The organism is Pedobacter sp. HDW13 (genome assembly GCF_011303555.1).
Classification (GTDB): Bacteria; Bacteroidota; Bacteroidia; order Sphingobacteriales; family Sphingobacteriaceae; genus Pedobacter.
Genome location: NZ_CP049868.1, coordinates 4326242 through 4342594 on the forward strand (window position 1 = coordinate 4326242; position 16353 = coordinate 4342594).

At 42.1% G+C, this 16353-nt stretch carries 15 protein-coding genes; 6 read left to right on the plus strand and 9 right to left on the minus strand.

All coding sequences use genetic code 11. The features are described 5' to 3' along the window. Positions 1-145 precede the first annotated feature (145 nt). Both G7074_RS18485 and G7074_RS18490 read left to right on the plus strand, forming a co-directional pair. On the plus strand, positions 146-1390 hold the full coding sequence (locus tag G7074_RS18485; protein ID WP_124562658.1) for an amidohydrolase family protein: 1245 nt from the start codon (positions 146-148) through the stop codon (positions 1388-1390). A 189-nt stretch (positions 1391-1579) separates the two neighbouring features. Next, positions 1580-3214, plus strand: coding sequence for an ABC-F family ATP-binding cassette domain-containing protein (locus tag G7074_RS18490; protein WP_124562657.1), 1635 nt, complete (start codon positions 1580-1582; stop codon positions 3212-3214). A gap of 63 nt (positions 3215-3277) precedes the next feature. Here the strand turns inward: G7074_RS18490 and G7074_RS18495 are convergent, their stop codons facing one another. From G7074_RS18495 to G7074_RS18515, 5 genes are all read right to left on the minus strand, one after another. Beyond that, positions 3278-4747: a TolC family protein gene (locus G7074_RS18495; protein ID WP_124562656.1), complete on the minus strand. Its 1470-nt coding sequence runs from the start codon at positions 4745-4747 to the stop codon at positions 3278-3280. A 16-nt stretch (positions 4748-4763) separates the two neighbouring features. Continuing rightward, positions 4764-6128: an HlyD family secretion protein gene (locus G7074_RS18500; RefSeq protein ID WP_124562655.1), complete on the minus strand. Its 1365-nt coding sequence runs from the start codon at positions 6126-6128 to the stop codon at positions 4764-4766. Continuing rightward, positions 6121-7125 (minus strand): ABC transporter ATP-binding protein, encoded by a 1005-nt coding sequence (locus G7074_RS18505; protein ID WP_166210452.1) that lies wholly within the window; start codon positions 7123-7125, stop codon positions 6121-6123. The genes G7074_RS18500 and G7074_RS18505 overlap by 8 nt, the downstream gene beginning before the upstream one ends. Positions 7126-7278: 153 nt before the next feature. Further along, complete coding sequence (locus tag G7074_RS18510) at positions 7279-7590, minus strand: hypothetical protein (RefSeq protein ID WP_124562653.1); 312 nt, start codon at positions 7588-7590, stop codon at positions 7279-7281. A gap of 275 nt (positions 7591-7865) precedes the next feature. Beyond that, on the minus strand, positions 7866-8549 hold the full coding sequence (locus G7074_RS18515) for a phosphonatase-like hydrolase (RefSeq protein WP_124562652.1): 684 nt from the start codon (positions 8547-8549) through the stop codon (positions 7866-7868). 244 nt (positions 8550-8793) lie between these two features. Between G7074_RS18515 and G7074_RS18520 the strand changes: the two genes are divergently transcribed. From G7074_RS18520 to G7074_RS18530, 4 genes are read left to right on the plus strand one after another with little or no spacing between them, the layout of a single operon-like run. After that, positions 8794-9591 carry an alcohol dehydrogenase catalytic domain-containing protein gene (locus G7074_RS18520; RefSeq protein ID WP_205944090.1) on the plus strand — a complete coding sequence of 266 codons (798 nt, stop codon included), beginning with the start codon at positions 8794-8796 and terminating at the stop codon, positions 9589-9591. Positions 9592-9626: 35 nt separating this feature from the next. Next, positions 9627-9857, plus strand: a complete 231-nt coding sequence (locus tag G7074_RS26750; RefSeq protein WP_205944091.1) for a hypothetical protein — start codon at positions 9627-9629, stop codon at positions 9855-9857. Positions 9858-9863: 6 nt separating this feature from the next. After that, a complete protein-coding gene (locus G7074_RS18525; protein WP_233603994.1) occupies positions 9864-11111 on the plus strand; it encodes an MFS transporter in 1248 nt (415 codons plus the stop codon). A 27-nt stretch (positions 11112-11138) separates the two neighbouring features. Further along, on the plus strand, positions 11139-11468 hold the full coding sequence (locus tag G7074_RS18530) for a hypothetical protein (RefSeq protein WP_124562650.1): 330 nt from the start codon (positions 11139-11141) through the stop codon (positions 11466-11468). 38 nt (positions 11469-11506) lie between these two features. Here the strand turns inward: G7074_RS18530 and G7074_RS18535 are convergent, their stop codons facing one another. The 4 genes from G7074_RS18535 to G7074_RS18550 are packed head-to-tail and all read right to left on the minus strand — an operon-like array spanning position 11507 to position 16326. Continuing rightward, positions 11507-12253 carry a succinate dehydrogenase/fumarate reductase iron-sulfur subunit gene (locus tag G7074_RS18535; RefSeq protein ID WP_124562649.1) on the minus strand — a complete coding sequence of 249 codons (747 nt, stop codon included), beginning with the start codon at positions 12251-12253 and terminating at the stop codon, positions 11507-11509. Between the two features lie 20 nt (positions 12254-12273). Continuing rightward, positions 12274-14187, minus strand: coding sequence for a fumarate reductase/succinate dehydrogenase flavoprotein subunit (locus G7074_RS18540; protein WP_166210457.1), 1914 nt, complete (start codon positions 14185-14187; stop codon positions 12274-12276). Continuing rightward, entirely contained in the window at positions 14184-14849 is a 666-nt protein-coding gene (locus tag G7074_RS18545) for a succinate dehydrogenase cytochrome b subunit (protein ID WP_166210459.1), read from the minus strand. The genes G7074_RS18540 and G7074_RS18545 overlap by 4 nt, the downstream gene beginning before the upstream one ends. Positions 14850-14895: 46 nt before the next feature. Further along, entirely contained in the window at positions 14896-16326 is a 1431-nt protein-coding gene (locus tag G7074_RS18550; RefSeq protein WP_166210462.1) for an anion permease, read from the minus strand. Between the last annotated feature and the right edge of the window lie 27 nt (positions 16327-16353).

Here is a 16353-nt window from a genome sequence, read left to right on the forward strand (position 1 = left end):
AAATAAGTCATTACAGACTTGAAAATTAACAACTGGGTAGAAGCAGTTGATGTTAATAGTAGTTAGATAATGATGCAGGACGACGGATGTCTCCTGCATTTTTTATGATGATAATTTTTAAACTTTTCAATCCATCAGAAAAAAAATGAAATATATAGTTCACAAATTGTTTAGCATTGTTTTTTTGTGGCTTTTAGCTTTGCCAGCTGTTTTCGCACAACAAAAACAAGAAGCAGTTTATCTCACCCTGAAAAACGTAAATATTGTTGATGTAGAGAAAGGAAAGCTAGATACCGGAATGACAATCCTGATCAAAAATGATCGGATTACAGCTATTTTTCCAGCTAAAAAAAACAAAACAAGAGGAAAGGTAATCGATTTGCAGCATCGTTTTATCATTCCCGGATTGGTTGATTCGCATGTACATGTAAGTAGTATTGGCGGTTCACCGATCGAAAGGTCCTATCAATATCTTGATTATTTGCTCAGGCATGGAATTACCGCTATTAGAGATCCTGCAGCAAATGGTGTAATCCTGCAAAAAGTTCAGCAAGATGTTAATTTGGGTATTAAGCCTGGTCCAGCTATTTATTATGCTGCATTTATGGCCGGCGATTGGTATTACAACCGGGATATGAACATTAGAAAAGAGCCTTATCACCCCTGGGAGCAATGCTTAAAACCAGGTGTTAATTTGGATAGTGCAATGAAAGTGGCGAAAAATTTTGGTGCTACCGGTGTAAAATTATACCATTCTTTTGATGCCGCTTTTTTAAAGGAAATTGTTGTGGCAGCCAAAAGAAATCATTTGCTGGTGTGGGGCCATGCCATGATGTATCCTGCCAGACCTTTAGAAGTGGTTAAGGCTGGGGTAGAAGTAATTTCTCATGCCAGCATGCTATCTGCTTTGATCAATGATCCAAAAATGAATTACCGGAAAGTTCCGCAGGCCTATAAAGACAGTGTTGGGGCAAACATTGATGTAAGCGAACTGGCTGCAGAAATGAAGAAAGGTAATGTGATACTGGATGCCACGCTAAGCGTTTCGGAGATAAAGGAGCAATGGATTTTTGACATTGTAAAAAAGCTTCACCGTTTAGGTGTTAAAATTTCTGCCGGAACGGATAAAATTACGGTGCTCAGCAATCCATATCCCCATTTGCTGGATGAGCTTAACTATTTCGTGAGCGATTGTGGTTTTAGTCCGGCAGATGCTTTAGCTGCTGCTACAATTATTGCTGCTGAAACGATTGGACAGGAGCAAAACATTGGAAGCATTAAGGTTGGGAAAAAAGCAGATTTTGTGGTAATTAAAGACAATCCCTTAAATGATATCAATAAACTAAAAGATCAATACATGGTTATCAAACACGGTAAGGTAGTTGAATAATAAACTTCCATTACAGTCAATCTTCGGGGCAAGGCAAAAAGTATTGTTTAGGTTCTCCTACAGCGCCAGTTAAAAGGGAGGAGCCAAATATTTTTGCCTTGCCTTGATTTACTTACCAAACGTTCTATTTCTCTCGTTATAATCCCGTCGCTTTCCCTTATCTTTGCGGCAATTCAATATTTTCATACTGTGATTAATGTAAATAACATCTCCGTTTCATTTGGCGGAACCACTTTGTTTAGCGATGTAACCTTTTCGATAAACGAGAATGATAAAATTGCCCTGATGGGTAAAAACGGTGCAGGTAAGTCGACAATTCTAAAGATTATTGCCGATGTAGCCAAACCTACAACGGGTAATGTAACGGGGCCGAAAGAAGCTGTAATCGCTTATTTGCCCCAGCATTTACTTACTCAGGATAAGGTTACCGTTTTTGAAGAAACCATGAAGGCTTTTGAAGAGGTTACCCAGATGCAAAAAGAGCTTGATGAGCTGAATGAGCAACTGACCATTCGTACCGATTACGAAACCGATGACTACATGAAGCTGATTGAACGTGTATCGGAGCTGAGTGAGAAGTTTTATTCGATCGAAGAAACGAATTACGATGCAGAGGTAGAGAAAGTGTTAAAAGGTTTGGGTTTCGAACGTAAGGATTTTACCCGCCAAACTTCTGAGTTTTCGGGCGGATGGCGCATGCGTATTGAGCTGGCTAAAATTCTGTTAAAGAAACCCGATCTGATTTTATTAGATGAGCCTACCAACCACATGGATATTGAAAGTATTCAATGGCTGGAAGACTTTTTAATTAACTCGGCAAAAGCGGTAATGGTCATCTCACACGACCGTGCATTTGTGGATAACATTACCAACCGTACTATTGAGGTAACTATGGGACGGATATACGACTACAAGGCTAAGTATAGCCATTATTTGCAATTGCGTGCCGATCGCCGTATACATCAGCTAAAAGCTTACGAAGAGCAACAGCGTTTTATTGCCGATAACCAGGAATTTATCGACCGGTTCAGGGGGACTTACTCTAAAACCTTACAGGTACAATCGCGTGTAAAAATGCTCGAGAAGCTCGAAGTTATTGAGATTGATGAGGTAGATACATCAGCATTGCGCTTGAAATTCCCGCCTTCGCCACGTTCAGGGCAATACCCGGTAATGGTAGAGGAGCTAACCAAAACTTATGGCGATCATGTGGTGTTCCAAAAAGCATCGATGGTAATTGAAAGGGGAGAAAAGGTAGCTTTCGTTGGTAAAAACGGCGAAGGTAAGTCGACCATGATCAAAGCCATTATGAACGAAATTGATTTTGAAGGCGGTTTAAAAGTAGGTCATAACGCCAAAATTGGTTATTTTGCCCAAAATCAGGCTGCATTATTGGACGAAAATCTAACCGTATTCGAAACTATTGATCAGATTCCGTTAACGGATGGTAGCATCAAAATTAAAGACCTTTTGGGTGCATTTATGTTTAGTGGCGATGATACAACCAAAAAGGTTAAAGTGCTGTCGGGAGGTGAAAAAACCCGTTTAGCCATGATTAAGTTGTTGTTAGAACCGGTAAACGTGCTGATTCTGGATGAGCCTACCAACCATTTGGATATGAAAACCAAAGACATTATTAAAGATGCCCTAAAGGATTTCGACGGAACCTTGATTCTGGTATCGCACGATCGTGATTTCTTAGATGGATTGGTGCAAAAAGTATTCGAGTTTGGCAATAAACGCGTGCGCGAGCATTTCGAAGATATTAAAGGCTTCCTGGCTTATAAGAAAATGGATAACCTTAAAGAAATAGAACAAAATTAATTTAAATATTGCAGGCCGTAAACTGAGTATAATCTTTTACAGCCTGCATCATTACAGCCTTTGCTAATTTAGCATGGCCCGCGTACCTGCCTTGTAATATAATTCTGCCAGTGCTTTCTGGTAGCCTGCAACCATACTTTCCTGCTTAATCTTCATCTCTATAAGCTTGGTTTCTCTACTGTTGATTAAAAAAAGCGTACTCTCGCCTAAATTAAACTTTTGATTTTCACCGTTTACAAGCATTTGCTGGTTTTCGATGCTTTTTAACTGTACTGCAAGTTGCGTAGAATAAGCCGACAAATCGTTGTAAGAGGCCATTACCTGGTTCCTGATTTCCCTTCCCGACTGTTGAAGATCATAATTTAGCTCTTGTTGTTTAATTTTTACCTCTCTTAATTTGCCTCGCTCAGACCTTAAAAAAAGCGGGAAAGCGAGCTCAACGCCGAATTTATAATTGCTCCAGTTGAAATCATAATATCCCGGTATATTGCTGTTAAAACCAGTTCGGCCGGAGATGAGGTTACCAATAACATTCAGTTTAGGCTTTAGCATTTCCTGGCGGTAACTTTTTTCAACAGCCAGTTGCTCGCCCTTACTGCGTAATTTTAAGATTTCAGGATGTTGACTCGCAGCTTGACCTAGCAACGTATCCAGCAGCTGTGGATTGGGCCGGTCCATTTTATTAACCATGTTTTGTGGTACCGCCTCGATCGGTAGTTCCAAAGGATTGCCTGCTTCGTTCCATAAATGGTTAGAAAGTACCAGCCTGGCATTTTGCAATTCGATCGCTGTTTTTTCTTTCTGGATAATCCGCTCCTGAACCGTAATATAAGCTTCAACCGAATCGATAACTGGTTTATCACCTATAAGCGTTTGTGCACTGAGGGCTTTAAATCTACGTTGAGCCAAATCCAGCCCCTCATTAACCAGTTCAAATTGTTTGTAAGTGTAGTACCAGTTCCAGTAATCTTTAACAACACCATACCAAACGCTGTTAATCTGTTTCAACTGATCGGCCTCTGCATACTGCACCATTATTTTCGATTGGCGAAGTGTACTTCTCCGTGCATCAATAATTAAACCTTGCCCAAGGGGGATACTTAGTCCTATAGCCGATAAACCTTGCCCATTGGTACGGCTTTCAGGGTTCACATAGGTACCTACATTGCGTTCGTAGCCCAATTTTAAATCAGCACCCGCAAGCCAAAGGGGAATTTTAAGCTCATTGTTCCATTTGTTGTAATATTCGGTATTGCCAAATAACTTCCGGCTAAAGCCTGCCTTTAATTCAGGATCAAAATAACCGAGTGATTGTAACACCTTTGCGCGTGCCGATTCGCTAAGCAAAGCAGTCTGTTTAACGATAGGATGGTATTTGAAAACCATCAGTTGCAAATCATCAAGGGCGAAAATCCTGGCACTATCGGTATTTTGTTTTACTGTTGGGCTGCTAGCGATTTGGGCAAAACTTAGTTTAAACGATAGTAAGATGAAGAGCAGTATTGTTGATGTTTTTTTAAAAACGATGTTCATTTTAATGCCTCCAAACCTATTTTTTGTCTTTAGTAATGCCTGCCGGTTCTTTTTCTAAACTAGGCGGAAAACCATTCAGCTGACGCCATATTTCGTACCAAAGCGGTACAGAACGCAAGATGATGCGGCCGTAAACGCCCGAACCTTGCCTCAGCTGAGGTGGCCAGGGTTCGTCTTTTGATGGAACCGGATTGGTTTGGCTCACCAGTAAACGGTATTTTCCGCCCGTGCTGCTCATGCGGTCGATAGAAAAAACTTTACCTGCAAAAGTACCCACTGCTACCGATGGCCATCCCGAAAATTGAACCGATGGCCAGCCTTCAAATTGCAGTCGTACATCGCTGGTATCCAATATCAGGGGTACGTCCATGGCGCTTACATATAATTCTGCCGCTACCATGGGCGATTTTGGCTGTAAAGTAGCTACCGATTCTCCTTCCTTAATGTTCTCGCCAATACCGGCTTTTAAGGTTTTAACAATGAATCCACTCTGGGGTGCACGCACTACATAAAGACCTCGTCTGATACTTACATTGGAAATATCGTTGCGCAATTTGGCAATATCGCCCTGTGCACTGGCCTTACTCGATATGGCCGAACTCATGTCTGATTGGGCCTTCGAAATCGATTCCTGGTACTTCGCCTTAATGTTATCGAGCTCAATTGAAGCGTTTAATAAACTCTGTGCCGAATTGTTTAGCTTGTTTCGCTGACTTATTACCTTGGCATTATCTTCCTGTAGTTTAAGGCGGCGGGTTTCAATGTCGGTAAGCGAGAAAAGCCCGTTTTTGTATCCTGTCTCATAGCGTTCTAAACGCACTTTTGTGGTTTCGTAAAACTTTTGAACTGCAAGCAGGTCTGCACTGTCAATGCTCACATAGTTTCTGGCCTGTAGCACTTTGTTTTCGGCGGCTTTCATCTGAAAGTGTAAACCATCGCTAAGGGCATTCATTTGTGCTTTAGTGGCATCAATCTTTTGTACGGCAGCAGTTTCGCTTCCCCGCTTGGCATCAAGCTGTTCTTTCAAACGTGTTGGTAGTTCCGGATCAAAATACGATTGGCTGGTTTCAGAAATTACGAGAATGGTGTCGCCTTTTTGCACCTCTTGTCCTTCGCGTACTGCCCAATGTTCTATACGTCCACCAATTTGGTTTTGCACCGTTTGGGGGCGGTCTTCTGGCCGTAGTGCGGTAACAGTGCCTCGTCCCGGAATGGTTTGACGGTAGGGAAGAAAAAGTAGGAGCACAAAAAAAGCAATGATAAAGAGTAGTATTCTGCCCAGTCGCTTGGTTCCCCTTGCATCTATAATTTTGCTGTTGGCATGTACCGAAAGCGTTTCCCAGTTCTGGAGCTGTGCCAGGTTGTTACTTATCTTACCCATGGTTATAATCTCCTTCCTCCAGCTCCAGGTCGGTTACTACCGCAAGTTTCTCACTACCGGTTATCATATCAAACACCGTGTTTAAATTGGTCATCAGCTTTTCGATGGCATAACTAATCTGCACAATAATTACCTCAGCGGCTACAAACTGGCCAAAAGTCATCTGTCGTTCTACAACGAAATAAGAGCCTAAAAGCAGTAAGGCGCCCATAAGCACGGTACGCATGGCCACAGCGCTAACAAAAAACTTTTTCAATATGCCAAAGTGGTCGTTGCGGGCCTGGATATAGTTTGCGGTAATCTTATCAGTACGTTCGATAATCTCTTTGCGCTTTGCCGGGCTTGACCGGTAGGTGTCCAAATCAGAAGCAATATCTTCCAGGTAGCCAACCACCTCGTATTTATAGCCAGACTCTTCAATGCTGGTACTTACTCCCTGACGATAATACAGCACCAGGATCAGTGCAATAACAATAAGTACGAAGGTGCCAAAAGCCATAAAAACAGGGTGATAGAAAGAAAGCAGTATTACGCTGAAAAAGATCAGCACTGCTGCGGCAACAATATCAACCAGGAGCTTGGTAAGGCCTTTCTGAATGGTAAGGATATCGAAAAAACGATTAACAAGCTCAGTGGGGTTTTCGCCCTCCAAAGCCTTCTTTTTAATTCTGGGCAGGCGGAAGGCAAACTCCAGTGCCGCCTTGGTAAAAATCTTTTGTTCCAGAAACTCTACCAGGGTTAGCTGGCCAATAAGGAGCAGACCACCAACCACAATGCCTACCAGAATTACTGCAATAAGAATGTAGGTAGAGCTGTACATGGCCCCGTTTGATAGCAGGTTGAAAACTGCACTGGTACCGAGCGGAAGTGAAAGGCCTATTAAGCCAATTAATATGGCATAAATATAAATGTAATTGATGGTTTTACGCTCTAAGTGGAGCATACGTACCAATCTTTGCCAGGGCGACGGAGTGCCGGCAACAGTATGATTTTTCATTTTTTTGATCTTAAAATCAGGCAGAAAAGGTTGCAATGCAACATCGATTAGCCTGGGATAAACGTGAACTTTTTTAGGACATAACCAATCCCAACACCTGCTAAAACAGGTTTAAAGAAAATAACATTTTGGAATAACAAGATATTCCTGGTATTAAGCAGTTAAATCGGGAGGCGGTGTAGGTACGTTTCTGGCCGGCGAACTACATAGGCGTAGTCCGTACAGGTATTGGTTAATGGCTAGGCAATCGCCAGGTGTTGGGTTTAAGCCAGTCAGATCCGATGATTCGTAAAGCAACAGTTTCTTTTTTAGTTTTTCGAAAGATTCCTCTTCTTTTGCCTTATTTTCTTCACCGCTTTTTTCAATGGCATAAGCATAATCGGTAGATAACAATATGGTTATTGCACTGGTAAAGAATTTCGTGGCAAACAGGACCAATACCATAATGCCGAAAATCTTTTTCAATAAATTTTTTCTTAATAACCTCATCATCTGATCACAAATATAGGATCGGTGAGGCATCTAAAACCATTCGGACAGTAAAAACAGGCACTTTTTTAAAAGCCTGACACAAATGTTATACTAACATTAAAACGAGATTAGAGAAAGGCAAAAAGCAGATTTATTGGCTAGACATATGAGCCCGGCTGTGGTGTGTAAAAATGAAAACGTCCATTAGTAAACAACAAGGTTGAGCTGTATACCAATGGACGCTAATTGAGTGCGCTAATTAGTGTAAATTAATTTGGAATAATATCCAGTATCTGTATCAAATGATCTATTACAGCATTTGGGTTTGCATTTTGCAACTGTTCTCTGGTATGTGCGCCTGTGGTAATACCGATGCTCAGGCTACAGCCTGCATTTTGGCCTTCTTCTATATCAATGCTCGAATCGCCAACTTTCATCACAGCACTGCCGTCAGTAATTTCATATTGTTTCATGGCCAGTAAAATCATATCCGGTTCAGGCCTGTTCTGTTCAACCTCAGAGGCTGTAATCAGCGCATCAAAATCTTTGCCTGGTACCCATCCAAGCCTGTTAAGTATGGCTTCTGCAGTTGGTCTGTCATATCCAGTATTCAATACCGTGCGGATATTCTTTGCTTTAAGTTTTTCAAAAAGATCTGTAGCGCCTGGCTGTGGTAAAATCTCTTCGGTTTCATAAGCTGATTTCAATTGCGTTATAAAATCATCATAAATGGCAAGAACCATTTCTTCGTTAAAATCTGCTCCATAAGTTTTAAGCACCGATCTGATAGCCTCTTTCTTCTCTTTTCCGGCGGCTACCGCTAATACCTGATCAAGATTGTACGAATATCCGGCTGCATTAATAGCATTCATTAGTGTTTTGTAAACCAGGTTATCTTCGTTTACTGTAGTGCCGGCCATGTCGAACACCACCATTTTAATTTCAGGGCGCATTTGCTATTGTTAAATGGGGTTAATTAAATAAGATTGTAATTTCAACCTGCTAATAAAGCATTTCGGCAACAAATATAATCATGTTAGTAATGCTAAACAAATGTTTAGTAAAAGTTAACATTTAAATTAACATTTGTTTACCTTTGTTAAACATTAGATGTTCACTTTTGTGGTATTGGCCCTTTAGGGTTGGTAACGCTAAACTAGTGTTAATGATAAAGTAACGCTAAGTATAAAATAATTTATGGATAAAGCAACTCTGGTTGTCTTCAACGGAGCGGGCACCGCTCTTGAAGAGATAAAAACCGATATTCCTGATTTAAAACCGGGAGAGATACTAATTAAAAACCTATATACGACCATTTGTGGTAGCGATTTGCATACCTATTGTGGCTTACGGCACGAGGCGGTACCAACCGTTTTAGGCCACGAAATTGTTGGCGAAATTGCAGGGTTTCATCCTGGTCACAATGGGCTTGATTATTTGGGAACACCACTCCAGATAGGTGATAGGGTAACCTGGAGCATTTTTGCATCCGATGCCAACTCAGAAAAAGCGAGGGCAGGAATGCCGCAAAAGGGCGAAGGTCTTTTTAAATATGGCCACGCGCAGGTTACTGCTACCGATGCATTGCACGGGGGACTTTCTACGCATTGTGTGTTAAAGCAAGGTACAACTGTTTTAAAGTTGAGTAAAGAAATCCCGCTTAAGGTAGCTGCTACCATTAATTGTGCTGTAGCTACTGTAGCAGGTGGAGTGCGCCTTTCGGGCAACCTGCAGGGGAAAAAGGTCTTAATTTCAGGCGTAGGATTATTGGGGTTAGTGTGTGCTGCCATGTGTAGTGCAGATGGTGCAACTGAAATTCATGTAGCCGATTTAAATGGAGAACGCCTGAAGCTGGCTGAAGCGTTCGGTGCCAATGTGCAGCATTTGTTAAATCAAAATCCTACGCTTCCAACAGATATTGATGTGGTTTTTGATATGAGCGGCTCTCCAGATGCAATGGAAATGGGCCTTGAGGCATTAACCGTTGGGGCATAGCAGTTTGGATTGGCGCAGTATTTAAAACCCGCAGTGTGGCCATTAATGCTGAGCAGGTGGTGAGGAAACTGAATACCATTAAGGGGCTTCACAATTATAATTACGATGATTTTGTGCAGGCAGTAAAATTTATAGAAAAAAATTATTCGAAGTTTCCCTTCCAGGAACTGGTTTCTGCTGAGTTTGCATTAACAGATGCCGAAAGTGCCTTTAATTTTGCGGTGGCAAATAAGCCCATCCGCGTTGGTATAAATATAGCCCCATAACCCCTAATGAGCAATGAGAAGGCAATAAGCCAAAAGTGGAAGATGTTGTTGGTAACCATGTTGTGTTACCTCTTCTTTTATACCGGCCGGCACAACTTTGGCTGGGCCGTAAAGGGAATGGTTGCTTCGTTAAACATTCCATACAGCACCATCGGCTGGATTAGTTTTTGCATGCTTATCGGCTATGCAATTGGACAGTTTATTAATGGCAACCTTGCCGATAGGTTAAGCCCAAAACTGATGGTAGTGGCAGGGGCATACCTCTCTATTGTAACCAATATTGCAATAAGTTTTTCGAGTAGTGCAACAGTAATTATGTTATTATGGGGACTCAACGGCTTTTTTCAGTCAATGGCCTGGGCCCCTGGTGCAAAACTAATTAACAACTGGTGGGATGAGCATGAACGTGGAAAAGCCTTTGGTTTTTATACCATGGCCGCAGGGTTATCTTCTGCGGTAACTTACTTAATCTCTATCATTCTGCTGCAACAAGGTATTGAATGGCGGATGCTTTTCAGGCTCCCTGTACTCTTGCTATTGGTTTCTGCGACCATCTTTCTAATTATAGCCAAAGATAAGCCTGAAGCTAAGCTTGATGAAAGTATGTTGGCGAAAAACGAGCAAACAGATTGGCTCGACCGCTATAAAGAGGCATTCAGGAATAAGAAATTTCTGTTTACCTCGTTGGCTTTTGGCTTTGAGAGTATGGCTCGTTACGGACTTATTTTTTGGGTGCCCGTGCATTTTCTGGGTAAAAACTGGAAAGATAATCCCGGAAATATCTGGGTTACGTTCCTGCTGCCGATCGGTATGGCGATTGGGGCCCTGTGTTTTGGTGTCTTATCGGATACACTTTTTAAAGGAAACCGGTTAAAGGCTATCGTGGTAGGTATGGCCGCCAGTGCAGCATTATCGCTGCTCATTTTCTTTGTACCATCGCAAGAGCTCGTGCTCAGCGGGGTGTTAATGTTGTTAACAGGTTTCTTTGTTTATGGGCCACAGGCTTGTTTCTGGCCATTAAGCCCCGATATGCTAGGTAACAAGCTAACGGGTACCGGTGTAGGCATTATGAACATGTGTGGTTATCTTTTTGCAGCCATAGGTGAGCCGTTTTTAGGTTATGTAATAGACGTTACCGGCGATAGCAATAATATTTTTATTGTAACTGCTCTGGCTTGCCTGATGTCGGCTACCATTGCATTTTTTGTATCCCGGTCAGGTAAAAACCACAGTTTGTCAGTTGCCGGATTTTAATGGCGCATAGCAATCCAGAGATGATTTATGAGTTTAAGAGGAATAAATAAACGTACTGTTGCCAATCTGATTGGTTTGCTCGATCAGTTGGAAGAACTTGATCGTTTATTAGGCAGCAGCGATGAAGAATGTAACGAGGTAAAGGCATTTAAACAGGATTTGAACGAAGCCTATCGGCAATATGAACGCATGCTTGCTGAAATAGCGGTGCATGTAAGTGTTTGTCAGGGTATTTATAATAAAATCAGGTTAAGGTTTATTCCTGAAAAATTAAAGGGTTTAAGACGCACGGTTCCACAAGACAGTTATGAGTTTATTTTGCTCAGGGAAAGTATTCGGAAAAGCCATTTGATATAAGGGTTGTTTGTTTTTTACTTTAAAAATAAGAACAAGACTTAAGGCTTAAATAACATAGACTTGTTGTATTCGTAATTCATACGTGCAATATTTAATACCGATATGGCCTGTGGGCACTCTACCTCGCATGCCTCAGTGTTAGAGCAGTGGCCAAAGCCTTCTGCATCCATCTGGCTTATCATATTAGCTACACGCGTTGCTGCTTCCAGTTTTCCCTGTGGTAACAAAGCCATGTGTGTAATTTTTGCTGAAGTAAATAGTGCTGCGCTTGAATTTTTACAAGTGGCTACACAGGCTCCACAGCCAATGCACGCTGCCGAATCGAAGGCATTTTCAGCAATCTGGTGCGAAATTGGAATACTATTGGCCTCAGGAGCCTGTCCGGTTGAGGTAGTAATAAAACCACCAGCCTGTATAATGCGGTCAAATCCACTCCTGTCAATTTTAAGGTCGCGAAGAATAGGAAAAGAAGCGGCCCGGAAAGGTTCGATATAAATGGTATCACCATCTTTAAAACTGCGCATATGCAACTGGCAGGTAGTAGTATTGGCTAATGGTCCATGGGCCTGCCCATTAATCATCACGCCACATTGCCCACATATTCCTTCACGGCAATCGTGATCGAATTCTATAACACGCTCTCCTTTTTGAATGAGGGTTTCGTTAAGGAGATCGATCATTTCCAGAAAGGACATGTGTTCAGATACTTCATTTAGCTGATAATCTGTCATCTTTCCGGAGCTATCCCTGTTTTCCTGCCTCCATATTTTTAAGTTCAGTTTCATAGTAAGAAATTTAAATTAACCTATTTATAACTGCGTATTGTAAGATCAACGTTTTCAAATATCAAGGGCTCTTTGTGTAATTCCTGTACCTGGTCATAGCCTTTCCATTCCCAGGCCGATACAAAACAGAAATCACGGTCATTTCTAACCGCTTCGCCATCCGCTGTCTGGTATTCCTCTCTAAAGTGTGCCCCACACGATTCCTCTCTGGTTAGCGCATCATAACACATCAGTTCGCCCAGTTCAAGGTAATCGGCTACTCTTCCTGCCTTTTCCAGCTCGCTGTTTACCTGGTTATCTCCGGTTATTTTAAGATCCTGATAAAAAGATGCTCTTAGTTCTTTAATCTCCTTAATCGCTGATAAAAGACTGGTTTTACTACGTGAGAGGCCGCATTTGTTGTACAACAATTTACCAAGAGCTTTATGGTAGTAATCGGCCGAAAGATGCCCGTTGATGTTTAAAAGCTGATCTAACTGTTTTTTAACGCTATTTTCAGCTTCAATAAAAGCAGGGTGGTCGGTATCTATTTTCACTGTATGAAGCTCTCCAGCCAAATAATCGGGAATGGTATATGGAGCAATAAAATAACCATCTACACAGGCCTGTAACAGCGAATTTGCTCCTAATCTGTTGGCCCCATGATCTGCAAAATTGGCTTCTCCTAAAGCAAATAAGCCAGGTATTGTGGTCATTAACTGGTAATCGACCCACAAACCGCCCATGGTAAAATGTGCTGCCGGCGAAATGAGCATGGGCTGCTCATATGCATTGATACCGGTTATTTTTTCGTACATGCTAAACAGGTTGCTGTACTTTTCCCTGATTTTATCTTTTCCCTGTTCACTAATGGCTTTTGAAAAATCGAGACATACTGAGTTTTTCATTGGGCCAACTCCACAACCTGCATCAATACGTTCTTTTGCGGCCCTCGAGGCAATATCACGCGGCGAAAGATTGCCAAACGCCGGATAGCGGCGTTCTAAATAATAATCTCTTTCTGTTTCGGGAATATCTTTTGGCGCTCTTGTATCATCCGCTTTACTGGGTACCCAAATCCGGCCGTCGTTCCTTAACGATTCCGACATCAGGGTTAATTTCGACTGATGTTCGCCAGATTGTGGTAAACTGGTAGGATGAAACTGAATCCAGCTCACGCCCGACATTAAGGCTCCTTTTTTGTGCGTCCGCCATATGGCAGAACTGTTGCAACCCATAGCAAGCGTAGAGAGGTAATATACTTTTCCGTATCCACCGGTAGCCAATACAACTGCGTTAGCTGCATAGCGCTCTATTTTTCCGGTAAGCAGATCGCGGGTAATGATACCTCTGGCTTTGCCATCTACCACCACCAACTCGAGCATCTCGTGGCGGGTATAGGTTTTTACTTTGCCCAAATGTTCCTGGCGCATAAGTGCCTGGTAAGCACCTAGCAGCAATTGCTGTCCCGTTTGCCCGCGGGCATAAAATGTACGCGAAACCTGTACACCTCCAAACGATCTGTTGTTGAGGTAACCACCGTACTCGCGGGCAAAAGGTACGCCTTGCGAAACGGCCTGGTCAATCAGTGCGGCAGAGCATTCGGCTAGCCGATATACATTGGCCTCCCGCGAGCGGAAATCGCCACCCTTTATCGTATCGTAAAACATTCGGTATACGCTATCTCCGTCGTTTTTGTAATTTTTAGCGGCATTTATCCCTCCCTGTGCAGCAACCGAATGGGCCCGTCTTGCAGTATCCTGAAAACAGAACGACTTCACATTGTAGCCTTGTTCGGCCAGTGAAGCTGCACAAGAGGCTCCTGCAAGCCCTGTGCCCACCACAATAATATCAAGTTTCTTCCGGTTGGCCGGATTAACCAGTTTAGCGTGCTGTTTATAATTGTTCCACTTATCAGCAAGCGGTCCTAGCGGAATTTTTGCATCTAATCTCATAATTGGCTATTTAAATAAACGTAAACAGGCATGGCCATAAAACCAAGGGTAATGGTTGCTGTATACACCCAGCCCAGTACTTTTATCCATCTTACATATTTTGGATGAAATATACCTATGGTACGTGCAGCACTAAAAAAGCCATGTAAAAGATGAAAACCCAGCGCAATTAAAGCTATTTCGTAAACCAATACATACCAGAGCTCACTATAAGCTTTGGTTACTATAGTGTACAGGTCTTTATTGCCTTTAGCATCAAGCGGAAGGTCGGTAAATTTGTACTGGTACCAAAAATCTTTCATATGGATGATTAGAAACAGAAATATAATGGTACCGAGTAAACCCATATTTCGGCTGTACCAAACACTGGCTTTTCCGCGTTTATCGTATGCGTATTTTGTTCCACTGGCGGCGGTATTTTTACGTGTTACCAGTATCGCATAAACGGTATGGCCTATAATCGATGTATACAGGATGTAGGAAATAATCTTAATAATGATGTTACCCGCCAGTAAATTGGAATACCAGTTAAATTGTTCGTGCGCTATTCCGGGATCGAGGAAAAGTTGCAGGTTACCAAGCAGGTGAATGACTAAAAAGAAGCATAAGAACAGGCCTGTTGCAGACATCCATAATTTATGCTGTAGCGAGGTTGTTTTCATAATAATGCAGTTGGTGAATGTTAAAAAAATAAACAATTGGTTTATGCTACCATAAACCAATCACTTTCCACCATAAACCGCCTACTACAAACCAAACGATCAAAAACAATACACTAATAAAAAAGCCTTGCTTCCACCAGTCTTTCATGTCAACATAAGTGCTTCCAAAAAATATAGGAGCGGGGCCATGGGCATAATGGGTTAGCGATCCCATCAAGGTGGCACAGGCCCCAAGAAATATAGCCAGCATGGTGCCCGGTACTCCAACAGATAAACCTACTGCTAAAAATACCGAATACATGGCTGCTGCATGTGCTGTACCGCTGGCAAACATGTAATGACAATAAGAATAAACAAGTATAATAATAGGAAAAGCCATCTGCCAGCTTAAATGTGCCATCTCTGCACCAACCAAATGTCCAAACCAGCCAATAAAACCAAGTGAATTGAGATAAGAACCCATCATTACTAAAGATGAAAACCACACAATGGTATCCCATGCTCCCTTCTCTGATTTAACATCATCCCAGGTGAGTACACCGCAAAGCAATAAAATAGATAAGCCTATCAATGCGCCTGTAGTGGCATCCATGGCAAACAAACTGCCGAAAATCCATAAAACAAGCAAGATGATAAAAGTAGCTACCATTAACCATTCTTGCAGGGTTACAGGTCCCATTTCTTTTAGTTTTGCGGCTGCAATGGCTGGAGCATCTTTTGTGCTTTTAAGTTCAGGCGGGTAAAATTTATACAGAAATAACGGTACCAATAAAAAACAAACTAAGCCCGGTATACCTGCTGCTAAAAACCAGCTACCCCAGGTGATGGTTATCCCAAGGTCTTTTGCAAATTTTTGTGCCATTGGATTACTGGCCGTGGCGGTAAGAAAAATTACCGAAGTAATCATGTTGGCATTATAGCTGCTTAAGGTTAAAAAAGAGCCTATTTTACGGTGTGTGTCGGCTTTTTCTGGTTCCGACCCCATATTAACCGCAATTGATTTCATAATCGGATAAATTACCCCACCAGCCCTTGCGGTATTACTGGGGATGGCAGGCGCCAATATCAAATCGGCAGTATTTAAACCATAGGCCAGTCCAAGAGAACTTTTACCGAAAATGCGGATAAAACTATAGGCCAGCCTTGTACCCAAACCGGTTTTGATAAAACCACGGGCAATAAAAAAGGCCAAACCTATGAGCCATATGGTAGCGTTTCCAAATCCACTCAGTGCATTGGAAATAGATTTAACCGGATCGCCTGGAGCTAAAACCTGTGTAGCAGCGCATAAGGTAATGCCCAACATGGCCATTGTGCCCATAGAAGCTGCTTTAAATATAATGCCTATAATCGTTGCTGCAAAAATGGCCAGTAAATGCCAGGCATTGGGTTTAACGCCTTCGGGTGCAGGGATAAACCAGATAATTAAGCCGATTGCAATGGTAACAAGTAGTGAACGTAAGTTAATTTCTTTCATAGGTTAGGAGTTTAAAAGCGTACCTGA

Bases quoted from the DNA above. Each gene is read 5' to 3' on its own strand.
- G7074_RS18520 (WP_205944090.1), top strand. From the start codon at position 8,794: ATGGATAAAGCAACTCTGGTTGTCTTCAACGGAGCGGGCACCGCTCTT.
- G7074_RS18495 (WP_124562656.1), bottom strand. From the start codon at position 4,747: ATGAACATCGTTTTTAAAAAAACATCAACAATACTGCTCTTCATCTTA.
- G7074_RS18525 (WP_233603994.1), top strand. From the start codon at position 9,864: ATGAGCAATGAGAAGGCAATAAGCCAAAAGTGGAAGATGTTGTTGGTA.
- G7074_RS18550 (WP_166210462.1), bottom strand. From the start codon at position 16,326: ATGAAAGAAATTAACTTACGTTCACTACTTGTTACCATTGCAATCGGC.
- G7074_RS18540 (WP_166210457.1), bottom strand. From the start codon at position 14,187: ATGAGATTAGATGCAAAAATTCCGCTAGGACCGCTTGCTGATAAGTGG.
- G7074_RS18505 (WP_166210452.1), bottom strand. From the start codon at position 7,125: ATGAAAAATCATACTGTTGCCGGCACTCCGTCGCCCTGGCAAAGATTG.
- G7074_RS18545 (WP_166210459.1), bottom strand. From the start codon at position 14,849: ATGAAAACAACCTCGCTACAGCATAAATTATGGATGTCTGCAACAGGC.
- G7074_RS18515 (WP_124562652.1), bottom strand. From the start codon at position 8,549: ATGCGCCCTGAAATTAAAATGGTGGTGTTCGACATGGCCGGCACTACA.
- G7074_RS18500 (WP_124562655.1), bottom strand. From the start codon at position 6,128: ATGGGTAAGATAAGTAACAACCTGGCACAGCTCCAGAACTGGGAAACG.
- G7074_RS18535 (WP_124562649.1), bottom strand. From the start codon at position 12,253: ATGAAACTGAACTTAAAAATATGGAGGCAGGAAAACAGGGATAGCTCC.
- G7074_RS18530 (WP_124562650.1), top strand. From the start codon at position 11,139: ATGAGTTTAAGAGGAATAAATAAACGTACTGTTGCCAATCTGATTGGT.
- G7074_RS18485 (WP_124562658.1), top strand. From the start codon at position 146: ATGAAATATATAGTTCACAAATTGTTTAGCATTGTTTTTTTGTGGCTT.